Source organism: Paractinoplanes deccanensis (assembly GCF_016862115.1).
GTDB lineage: Bacteria > Actinomycetota > Actinomycetes > Mycobacteriales > Micromonosporaceae > Actinoplanes > Actinoplanes deccanensis.
On the sequence record NZ_BOMI01000074.1, the window covers coordinates 1 to 10,035 of the forward strand.

Consider the following 10,035-nt stretch of genomic DNA (forward strand, 5'->3'; position numbering starts at 1 on the left):
GCACCCCTCCAGCGCCGACCACCGCCGCTGTCAGCCGCACGCCCGAGCAAGTGCCGCCCCGGGGAGCCGCCGGAGCGCAACACCCACCACCGGCCTAGCCCGTCTCGCCGATCTTCTCCGCGCCGAGCGCCTCCTGGAGGAGGCGCAGGGCCTGCTGCTCCCCGCTCTCCCGCGCGGTCTTCTCGTCGAGCACCTCGTCGAGCGGCTCGTCACCCGGATCGAAGCCCTCGAAGCTCCGCGCGGCCCCACCCGTGGGCGGCCCGTCGTACTCCGGGTCGTACGGCGCCTCCTCGGTCGGCGATCCGTCGGACCACGCCTGCTTGGCCGGCGCCTGCCGAGCACCAGGGTTACGGGCCCCGGCCGCAGCCGCTCGCGCCGCCGCAAGCCCACCGCTCGCCGCGTTGCGCGAAGCCCGAGCCGCCGCGGCAGCACCCGGCCCTCCACCGGCACCGTTGGCACCGCCGTTATCGGCAGCAGGCGCACTCGCCCCCGCCGACCGCGCAGCAGCCGCAGCCGCCGCGGCGGCCCGCGCAGCGCTCAGACCACCGCCCGCCGAACCTCCTTGAGCCGGTGCGGCGTATTCACCCGATGAGCCCGCCGGCTGCGGCGTAGCCGCCCCCGGCTCTGACACGGAGTCAGCGCTCGGCACGGCATCCCGCACCAGCTCGCCCGGCGAAACAGCCCCGGTCGACGCGTCCGGTGAGATGATCCCGGCCGGCCCGCTCGTCGACGTGACTTGAGGCCACTCAGCATCGCCCGAGCCCGCCGGGTCCGGTCCGCCTCTTACCGGCTCCTCGACCCGCGCGGGAGCCGCGTCGACAGCTGCGACACCGCCTGCACCGCCGAAGCCGGATCCGCCGGCCGCGGCGACGCCGGCATGAGCGACGCCCTGGCCGGCCGCGGCGACGCCGGCATGAGCGACGCCCTGGCCGGCCAGGGCCGGCCCGGCGGCGGCCGCCTGGCCGGAGACCGCACCGGACGCCGGCGCGGGCCCATCGGCCCGGCCCGGGATGTCGTCGTGCGAGGCCGGGCGGCTGCTCGGCGCCTGGGAGCCGATCGGAGTGACCTCGGGCCACTCGTCGTCATCGGCGACCGGCGGCGGTGGCGCCGCGGTCAGGCCACCCGGTTTGACCGGCTCTGGCCAATCGTCGTCGGAGGAAGCGGGCGCGGCCGCCTCGCGCCGGCGGTTCTGCGGCTCGCGGGCGGCCGACGCGGGCTGCCCCGACGGCGGCGCGGACCGCTGAGTCGCGGGAGCCGGGCGCGCCCCTTCGTTGCGGGAAGGCTGGCGCGCTCCCCGCTGAGGCCCGCCCTGCGGACGGCCGTATTGCACGGCGCCACCCTCGCCGGCGACCTCGCAGCGGACCTCCCACTGGCCGCCGAGCACCTCGTAGAGCGCATTGGCGATCAGCGCGGCCCCCTGCGCGATGCGGGGCTGGATGCCGGCAGAGGCGGTGAGGACGACAGTCTGCCCCTCGACCGCGCGCACGACGGCATCCTTGGCCGCCGCCTGGAGGATCCGGCCGCGCGGCTGCTTCTTCACCTCTTCGAGAACGTCGTGCCAAGCCTGGCGGATCTCCTCGGCCGTCGGCTGCCCCGGCCCGGCGGCCACCGCCTCGACAGCGGCCGCCCCCGGCTCCTCAGGCGCATCCGGCAGCACACCGGCCGGCTCACTGCGGCGAGCGGACGCGGACACGTCGCCCGGCTCACTCCGGCGGGCAGACGCGGGCATCTCGGCCGGCTCACTCCGCCGAACGGACGCAGGCACGTCGGCCGGGTCACTCCCCCGAGCAGGCGCAGGCATCTCGGCCGGCTCACTCCGCCGAGCAGGCGCAGGCACGTCGGCCGGCTCCCCACCGCGAGCGGACCCGGCGTCGCCAGTCGAGGCGGCCGCCTCCACCCGCCCGGCCCGTGCGGCGACCTCGGCCGGGGCCTGACGAACGGCAGAGGCAGCGTCAGCCCGCAGGCCAGGCACAGCCGCCTCCGGTCCGGAGGCAGTCATCGCCGCGGGCTCGACCGTCTCGTAGTCGTCCCATGGCGGCTCTTCGTCGTAGTGCTCGGCCGCGCCGTCGGCCACCTGGTTCCAGTCAGGGTCGGCCCCAGCCGGCGGCCCGGAGGCGACAGGCACGGCGGCGACAGGCACGGCAGCGGCAGCAGACCCCGGCGAAGCCACCCCCGACGCGGCGGAAACCGCCGGCGCGGCAGCAGCAGAGGCAGAGGCCGACGCCGCAGTGCCGGAGGCCGAGGCCGGCACGTCAGCAGAAGGAGCAGAGGCCGCAGAACCGGCCACAGAAGCCGACGCGGCAGGAGGAGCCGACGCGGCAGCAGAAGGAGGAGCCGACGCGGCAGCAGGAGCCGACACACCAGGAGGAGCAGCCGCCGGGGCGCCCGGAGCCACAGCACCGCCCCCAGCCGGAGCCCCCCGGCCACCGGCCGCAGTCGAGCGCCGAGCAGCAGCCGCCTTGGCAGCGGCACGAGCCGCCGACAGCCCACCGCCAACCACAGGCGCACCACCGCCCGAGCCGTCCCGCTCGGCATCCGCCCCGCCGCCGAGCGAGCCGCCACCCGAGCCGCCACCCGGGCCGCTCATCGGGCCACCGACGGCGACGCCGCTAACCGACCCGTCGGCCGAGCCGCCGACCGAGCCGCCGGCCGAGCCGCCCGATGCACCGCCGACCGCGCCCGCCGGGGCGCCGAGAGCCAGGGCCGCGCCGTCACCTCGTACGGAAGAAAGCCTTTGCTCCATGCGCTCCAGACGCTGGAGCAGCGCGCCTGTCGAATCGTCGGCGCCGGGCAGGAGCATGCGGGCCGTGATCAGCTCGAGGAGCAGGCGGGGGGCGGTGGTGCCGCGCATCTCGACGAGGCCGTTGTGCACGATGTCGGCGCAGCGGGAGAGGGTTGCCTGGCCCAGCCGCGCCGCCTGGGAGCCCATCGCCTCGAGCTGGTCGGCCGGGCCGTCGATCAGGCCCTTGGCGACCGCGTCGGGCACCTGCTGGAGCACGATCAGGTCGCGGAAGCGCTCGAGCAGGTCGGAGGCGAAGCGGCGTGGATCGTGCCCCGCCTCGGCGACCCGGTCGATCGTCGAGTAGGCCGCGGCGCCGTCGCCGGCCGCGATCGCGTCGCACATCTCGTCGATCAGTGTGACGTCGGTGACGCCGAGCAGGGACACGGCCCGCGAATAGCTGACCCCGTCGGGACCGGCGCCGGCGATCAGCTGGTCGAGCACCGAGAGCGTGTCGCGCGCGCTGCCGCCGCCCGCTCGTACGACCAAGGGAAAGACCGCCGGCTCGACCGCGATGCCCTCGGCGTCGGTGAGCTGCTGGAGGTAGGGCCGGAGCACCGCCGGCGGGATCAGCCGGAACGGGTAGTGGTGGGTCCGCGACCGGATCGTGCCGAGCACCTTTTCGGGCTCGGTGGTCGCGAAGATGAACTTCACGTACTCCGGCGGCTCCTCGACGAGCTTGAGCAGCGCGTTGAAGCCGGCCGACGAGACCATGTGCGCCTCGTCGATCACGTAGATCTTGTAGCGGCTGCTGGCCGGGGCGAAGAACGCCTTTTCCCTCAGCTCGCGGGCGTCGTCGACACCACCGTGGCTGGCCGCGTCGATCTCGATGACGTCGATCGACCCGGCGCCGTCGTTGGCGAGCGAGCGGCACGAGGCGCAGACCCCGCACGGCTCCGGGGTGGGACCCTGCTCACAGTTGAGCGAGCGGGCCAGGATCCGGGCGCTGGACGTCTTGCCGCAGCCGCGGGGCCCAGAGAAGAGATAGGCATGGTGCAACCGCCCGCTGCGCAGCGCCTGCGACAGCGGCTCGGTGACGTGCTCCTGCCCGATGACTTCGGCGAACGTACGCGGCCGGTACTTGCGGTATAGCGCGAGTGCCACTCCAGCCCCTCCTCAACGACCGCGCCATTGTCCGTCGGGGGTATGACAAGAACCAACTCTGTACCGCTGGGGTGGCCGGGGTGCAGTCCCCGAAGACGTAAAGGGCCTCCCGTGCACCCGTCAGAGCCCGCTTATCCTTGCTGCCTTCCGGCCCTGGGGAGGTTCACGAGATGCACGCCGCACGAGAGGCTGGCCCCCAGAGTACCCAACCCCGCCGGACGGTGCGGCGGGGACCCGTGCGACACCCGCGAATCGCATCTGTATCCTGGCCAACGGAGGATTCGCCTAGAGGCCTAGGGCGCACGCTTGGAAAGCGTGTTGGGTTCACACCCTCACGAGTTCGAATCTCGTATCCTCCGCCAGACAGCACGAAGGGGCTGGACTCACCCGAGTCCAGCCCCTTCGCCGTTTCTCAGAGCTGCGCGGCCGCGATCGCGTCGTCCACCTCCGGGAAGATCGCGAAGTAGCGGCCCAGGCCGACCGTCTCGAGCAGCTGCATCAGGAATGGGTTGGCGCCGGCGAAGCTGAGCCAGCCGCCGCGCGCGGCGATGACCTGTTTGCTCGTGATGAAGGCGCTCAGGCCGACCGAGTCGCAGAACTTCAGGTCGGACAGGTCGACCACGATCCGCGGGACGGGACGTTCCAGCAGGTCGGCCAGGATCCCGTGGAGCTGACCGGCGGTGTCCGCGTCGAGCTCGCCCCTCAGGTGGAGCACGGCGACGTCGCAACGATGATCGGTGACTGTGGCCTGCATGGGGATCACTTTCTGGCGGTGATGGGCAACCCACGCTAGAAGAACGCCACCATTTGTCATCGGACAATCAGTGCGGGAATGCGATCGGGCCGGACCTCCGATAGGGAGATCCGGCCCGTTCAAAAGATCGGCTGGCCGTGTGATGTCAAGCTGATGCGGCCCAGCCTCGGCTCCTGGCGCCTCAGACCTTGCGCCACTGCCAGCGTGGACCGCGCCACGCGTCGGCCAGGATCATGGCAGAAGCCCGTCCTGGACACTGCTGCACCTTCGACTTGCCGTCCGGGCCGCCCATCTGAGCTTCGACTTCCCAGAGCTCGCCGTCGGTGCGGACGTAGACGTCGCGGCGGGCGAGCCGGACGTCACCATTCCACCAGTGCTGCTCAACTCTCACGAGTCAAATCTAGGACAGTTCACACGCATCGGCGCCGGGCAATCTTGTGAAACTTTCTCACCAGCCGGTTAAAAGCGCATTGTCTGATCCGGTAGTTTTCAGCTTAGTGACTTGCGCTACAGGCCCTGTCTTTGGGCCGTTCTCCCGTCATCACGGTCCGTCATCGCCACAGGTGGTGGCGGGAGACCGAGAAGGCCGAAACGGCGACGTTACGTGCACGATACCTGATCTTGGAAAAGGCTCCCATGAGGGGCCCTCACGCGGCGTACATGAAAACCCTTCACTATCACGCACAGTGATCAAGGCGCCGAGGGCAACAAAAAGCCGGCGGCTCCGCAGGGAGCCGCCGGCTGGTGGCGGTGGTGAAGGGATTTGAACCCTTGGAGGGCGTAAACCCTCACACGCTTTCGAGGCGTGCTCCTTAGGCCGCTCGGACACACCACCGGGAAGTACGTTACCTGACGCCGATCGGCGCTCGCCGCGGGGTTCCCCTTCGCCGAGCAGACCCCGCGCGACCTGGCAGTATCCGAGGTATGAGCGAGCGAGAAGAGACGCGACCATGAGCGTGCACATCGGCGGGCAGCCGGGCGACATCGCCGAGCGGGTCCTGCTCCCCGGCGACCCCATGCGGGCGAAGTGGATCGCCGAGACGTTCCTGCAGGACGCGAAGTGCTACACCCAGGTCCGCGGCATGCTCGGATTCACCGGCACCTACCAGGGCGTCCGCGTGTCCGTGCAGGGCTCCGGCATGGGCATGCCGTCGGCGTCCATCTACACACACGAGCTGATCAACGAGTACGGCGTGAAGTCCGTCATCCGCATCGGCTCCTGCGGCGCCCTCGCGCCGGACCTCCAGCTGGGCGACGTGATCGCCGCGATCGGCTCGGCGACCGACTCCAACATGAACCGGTCCCGCTTCGACGGCCTCATCGACTACGCGCCGGTGGCCGATTTCGGTCTGCTGCGCACAGCGGTCGACGTCGCGGAGCGCCAGGGGACCCCGATCCGCGTCGGCCCGATCCTGGCCGCCGACGCGTTCTACACCGACCGCCCGGACCTTTACGACGCGCTCGCCGACTACGGCGTTCTGGCTGTAGAGATGGAGTCCGCGGCGATCTACACCATCGCGGCCCGCTACGGCGCGAAGGCGCTGACCATCCTCACGGTCAGCGACCACATCAAGACCGGCGCCAAGATGGACTCCGCCCAGCGCGAGCAGGGCTTCGGCGACATGGTCAAAATCGGTCTGGAGACCGCGATCTCGGGCGTCGCCTGAGCTGGGTGCCGCGGCATCGGCTTCGTGCCGGTGCCGCGACTTCAGCGGTACGCCCGTAAGCGCCCCCAACCGCAGGACCGCCCCCTTCGCGTCCCGGCTCGGGCCAGGCGCACCACTTGTTCCGGCTCCCAGTGGCTCAGGGCGCTTCGCGGCCGAAGAATCCGCGCAGCAGGGCGGCGCACTCGTCCTCGAGCACGCCGGCGTACACCTCCGGCCGGTGGTTGAGCCGCCGGTCCCGCACGACGTCCCAGAGCGAGCCCACAGCACCCGTCTTGGGCTCCCAGGCGCCGAAGACGAGCGTGGAGATCCGCGCCAGCACGAGCGCGCCGGCGCACATGGTGCACGGCTCCAGGGTCACCACGAGCGTGCAGCCGCTGAGCCGCCAGCTGCCCAGGCGTTCGGCGGCCCGGCGCAACGCCAGGATCTCGGCGTGCGCGGTCGGGTCGCCGCTCGCTTCCCGCTCGTTGCCGCCCACGGCGATCTCCGCACCGTCGGCATCGAAGATCACCGCACCGACCGGCACGTCGTCGCCGGTGGCCGAGGCCACCTCGAGGGCACGCCGCATCCACGCCTTGTGCCGTGGGGAGATCGCCAGGCTCACGCCTCGCGCAGCTCCTCGACCTCGTCGCCGCAGCCGATGCGCTGGCAGATCTCGGCGGTCACGTCGGACGGCAGCATGCCCTCCATGCCGCAGAGCGTCAGCAGCCGGTGCGCGTTGACCCCGAGATCGTTGAGCAGCTCCGCATCCCCGACCGGGTCGGCGTCGGGATCGGCGGCCGGGCCGTCGCTCTCCTCGTCGTCACCCTCGGTCAGTTCGTCGATCTCCAGGGCCGGCGTCTCGACCTCGCCGAGAAGCACCGATCCGATCCGCGACTCCTCCACGAACGCCGAGTCGGAGCCGAAGACCCGCAGGTCCTCGCCCTCGTCGAGGCGAAGGATCGCGAGATATTGGTCGTCGCTCTCGACGAAGAGCAACGTCAGGTCGGCGTCCGGCTCCACGTCACGCAGCGCGTCGACCACCTCGTCGATGTCGGCCAGACCGGTCAGGTCCAGCTCGGACGCCGTCCACCCGTTCTTGCCCCGGGCTACGGCGGCAGCGAATGTCGACAAGTTTCCCCCCACGCGACTTATGTCTTCAGCGAGTGACGGTAGCGGGAAGAACGGCGGGCGGAGCGCGCCACGCCTTGACGGCGAAGGAAGTCAGGTCACAAGTCAGTTCACCAGGCGACGACGCATGGCGATGAGCTCCTGCAGACGCGCCCGGCGCAGCCTTTGCGGCTGGCTGCTCTCCCGGGCCGATTTCGCACTCGCGAGCGCTGCCAGCAGCTCGAGCCGGCGGCGTCGCCGATCGGGGTCGAGCCGGGGCGGTGAGGGGGCCATAAAGGCGAGATTCGCCGACCACAAACCGTTCGTCAAGGCCAAGTGCGCACCGCGACGGCAACGGCACATCCGGTCGCCGACAAGCCCCGCAAGATCGGACAAAAACTCCAGCCCTCGAGGTAGCCGAAACCACACCTTCGGCCACTCTCCGAGCAGGCGACGAGCGGCGCCGGCCACGAGGCCCAACGACGCGGCCACGAGGCCCCAACGACGCGACCGCGAGGCCCAACGACAGCGACCGCGAGGCCGAGCGATCGCGAGGCCCAACGACAGCGACCGCGAGGCCCAACGACAGCGACCGCGAGGCCCAACGACAGCGACCGCGAGGCCCAACGACAGCGGCCGCGAGGCCGAGCGACAGCGGCCGCGAGGCCGGGCGACGTCCACCACAGCGATCAGCGCGGCGTCACCACAGGGGCCAGTCCTGCGTCGTTATCCAGCGGCCGCCCACGAAGGCCAAGGCCACGGACAACCCCAGCCCCGAGGCCAGGGCGACGCCGACGCCCACGCCGCGGTCGCCGATCGTGGTGAGGACCAGCGCGACGAGCCAGGCGCTCACCGCGGCCAGCAGCGTCCACCAGGCATAACTGGCCAAGTCTCGGCCGAGCGAGCCGAAGAGCACCATCCACACGGCAGCCGAGCCCAGGCCCGCGAGCAGGGGGCCGGCATTGACCGGATGCGGCTCGCGATAGACCGGCCGCGAGGGGCCCGGGAACAACCCGGAGCCGCGAACCGGAGCCACCGCGGGCGGCGCCGCGGGATAGGGCGAAGGGGCGTGCGCGCCGGCCGGACCGTAGCCCGCGACGTGAGAACCAGCCACGGAATAGGGCGGACCGGCGTAGGGGCCCGCCGGACTGATGCCGCCGGCGTGAGCGCCGACCGGATGGGCGAACGCGCCCTGCGAAGACGCCGGGCCGGCGGCCGCAGGATGAGGAGCCCCGAGAGGCGGCGAGGCCGGGTAGGCAGCACGGTGCTCGGGCCCCGGGTGCGCAAAGGCGGAGGAGAACTGCGGCGCCCCGGCGAAGGGCACTGCGGAGGCCGGGGCCACAGCATGCGGACCCGCCGGATGAGGGGACGCCGAGTGCGGGCCCGCCGGGTGAGAAGGCGCCGGGTGAGAAGGCGCCGACTGACCAGGTGCCGGCTGAAGGGGCGCCGACTGACCAGGTGCCGGCTGAGGAGGCGCCGATTGAGGGGGCGCCGAGGCAGAGGGCGCCGGGTGAGAGGACGCCGGCTGTGGGGGTGTGGCGGGCTGTGGGGGTGTGGCGGGCTGTGAGGGTGTGGCGGGCTGTGAGGGTGTGGGCATGGCCGAACGCCAGGCGTCGTTTGTGTCCGTCACCGTCCACCTCCACCGTGGCTCGTTCACCGCGCCGGCAGGAGGGTCTGCCGACCGGCGAATGCCAGCCTATCCACCCCGGAGAGGGCCGGGCCGGTTATCCACAGGCGGCCGGTGCGCTGGAGTCGTTGTCCACAGCCAGTCGGCAGGATGCGAACAGTTCTGCCAGGATGGCTCGGTGCCCCTGCTCCGTGCTCTCTCCGGTTTGACCGTCCTGGCCGTCTGCCTGGCCGGCTGCGGCAGTGTCGGTTCCCCGTCGGTGACGGCGACCCCGCAGTTCATCGAGCCCGAGGTGAGTGCGAGCGGCCAGACGACCTCTCCGCCCCTGGCGGCGGCGCCCAGCGGGCCCGCGTCGGCGGCCGCGCCCGGCTCGACGGGAGCGACCTCCGCGGCGCCTGCGACCTCCGACCCGGCGAAGCAGACGACCGCTGCCGCGCCGACGACGGTGAAATACGTCTTCCCGGTCAACGCGTCGAACGTCGACTATCACCCCACCCACTCGAAATATCCGGCGACCGACATCTTCGCCGACTGCGGGGAGCCGGTCGTCGCCACGACCAGCGGGGTGGTTCTCGAGATCAGCCTCAAGGACGTGTATGTCAAGGGGTCGCCCGACGGGCCCAACAACGGCGGCCTGTCGGTGTCGCTGCTCGGTGACGACGGTGTCCGCTACTACGGGTCTCATCTGAGCAAGGTGCAGACGGGCATCAAGAAGGGTGTCCGGGTCTCGGCCGGCCAGTTGCTCGGCAAGGTCGGCCGCACCGGCAACGCCAACGGGGTCTGCCACCTGCACTACGGCATCTCGCCGCCGTGCGCCAAGGTCGGCGACTGGAAGGTGCGGCGCGGCGTCATCTGGCCCGCCACGTTCCTGGACTCATGGCGCAAGAAGGGGCAAAAGAGCCCGGTCGCCACTGTCGCGGCCTGGAACCGCTCGCACAACTGCCAGGCCTGAACCACAACCGCCGGACCTGACCCGGGCCAGGAAATAACCGCAGGCCCCGCCTAGCCGAGAAACAAA

The 10,035-nt window shown here is 71.6% G+C and carries 8 protein-coding genes, 2 tRNA genes, 1 other RNA gene and 1 pseudogene; 3 read left to right on the forward strand and 9 right to left on the reverse strand.

What is annotated here, in order from left to right:
- Positions 1-2,185: 2,185 nt before the first annotated feature.
- Together Ade02nite_RS50940 and ffs are read right to left on the reverse strand one after the other, a co-directional pair.
- Positions 2,186-3,883: pseudogene (locus Ade02nite_RS50940) on the reverse strand (DNA polymerase III subunit gamma and tau); the annotation flags it as partial.
- Positions 3,884-3,981: 98 nt separating this feature from the next.
- Positions 3,982-4,076: signal recognition particle sRNA small type (gene ffs / locus Ade02nite_RS19605), an RNA gene on the reverse strand.
- Positions 4,077-4,157: 81 nt separating this feature from the next.
- Here ffs and Ade02nite_RS19610 point away from each other — a divergent pair.
- Positions 4,158-4,245: transfer RNA gene (locus Ade02nite_RS19610), tRNA-Ser, on the forward strand.
- 50 nt (positions 4,246-4,295) lie between these two features.
- Here the strand turns inward: Ade02nite_RS19610 and Ade02nite_RS19615 are convergent.
- From Ade02nite_RS19615 to Ade02nite_RS19625, 3 genes are all read right to left on the reverse strand, one after another.
- A complete protein-coding gene (locus tag Ade02nite_RS19615; protein WP_203765398.1) occupies positions 4,296-4,637 on the reverse strand; it encodes an STAS domain-containing protein in 342 nt (113 codons plus the stop codon).
- 181 nt (positions 4,638-4,818) lie between these two features.
- The gene (locus Ade02nite_RS19620; protein ID WP_203765400.1) at positions 4,819-5,028 is read right to left on the reverse strand and encodes a hypothetical protein; all 210 of its coding nucleotides are present in this window, start codon (positions 5,026-5,028) and stop codon (positions 4,819-4,821) included.
- Between the two features lie 354 nt (positions 5,029-5,382).
- Positions 5,383-5,472, reverse strand: a tRNA-Ser gene (locus Ade02nite_RS19625).
- Between the two features lie 115 nt (positions 5,473-5,587).
- Between Ade02nite_RS19625 and deoD the strand changes: the two genes are divergently transcribed.
- Positions 5,588-6,304, forward strand: a complete 717-nt coding sequence (deoD, locus tag Ade02nite_RS19630; protein ID WP_203765402.1) for a purine-nucleoside phosphorylase — start codon at positions 5,588-5,590, stop codon at positions 6,302-6,304.
- Positions 6,305-6,440: 136 nt separating this feature from the next.
- Here the strand turns inward: deoD and tadA are convergent, their stop codons facing one another.
- The 4 genes from tadA to Ade02nite_RS19650 form a co-directional block, all read right to left on the reverse strand.
- Complete coding sequence (gene tadA, locus Ade02nite_RS19635; RefSeq protein ID WP_379036045.1) at positions 6,441-6,905, reverse strand: tRNA adenosine(34) deaminase TadA; 465 nt, start codon at positions 6,903-6,905, stop codon at positions 6,441-6,443.
- Positions 6,902-7,414: a tRNA adenosine deaminase-associated protein gene (locus Ade02nite_RS19640; RefSeq protein WP_203765404.1), complete on the reverse strand. Its 513-nt coding sequence runs from the start codon at positions 7,412-7,414 to the stop codon at positions 6,902-6,904. Before Ade02nite_RS19640 ends, tadA begins: the two co-directional genes overlap by 4 nt.
- A gap of 102 nt (positions 7,415-7,516) precedes the next feature.
- The gene (locus Ade02nite_RS19645; protein ID WP_203765412.1) at positions 7,517-7,726 is read right to left on the reverse strand and encodes a hypothetical protein; all 210 of its coding nucleotides are present in this window, start codon (positions 7,724-7,726) and stop codon (positions 7,517-7,519) included.
- 364 nt (positions 7,727-8,090) lie between these two features.
- Positions 8,091-8,426: a hypothetical protein gene (locus Ade02nite_RS19650; RefSeq protein ID WP_203765408.1), complete on the reverse strand. Its 336-nt coding sequence runs from the start codon at positions 8,424-8,426 to the stop codon at positions 8,091-8,093.
- Between the two features lie 652 nt (positions 8,427-9,078).
- On the opposite strand from Ade02nite_RS19650, the gene Ade02nite_RS19655 reads away from it, so the two are divergent.
- The gene (locus Ade02nite_RS19655) at positions 9,079-9,969 is read left to right on the forward strand and encodes a M23 family metallopeptidase (protein WP_203765411.1); all 891 of its coding nucleotides are present in this window, start codon (positions 9,079-9,081) and stop codon (positions 9,967-9,969) included.
- Positions 9,970-10,035 lie beyond the last annotated feature (66 nt).

Bases quoted from the DNA above. Each gene is read 5' to 3' on its own strand.
- deoD (WP_203765402.1), top strand. From the start codon at position 5,588: ATGAGCGTGCACATCGGCGGGCAGCCGGGCGACATCGCCGAGCGGGTC.
- Ade02nite_RS19655 (WP_203765411.1), top strand. From the start codon at position 9,079: ATGCCAGCCTATCCACCCCGGAGAGGGCCGGGCCGGTTATCCACAGGC.
- Ade02nite_RS19615 (WP_203765398.1), bottom strand. From the start codon at position 4,637: ATGCAGGCCACAGTCACCGATCATCGTTGCGACGTCGCCGTGCTCCAC.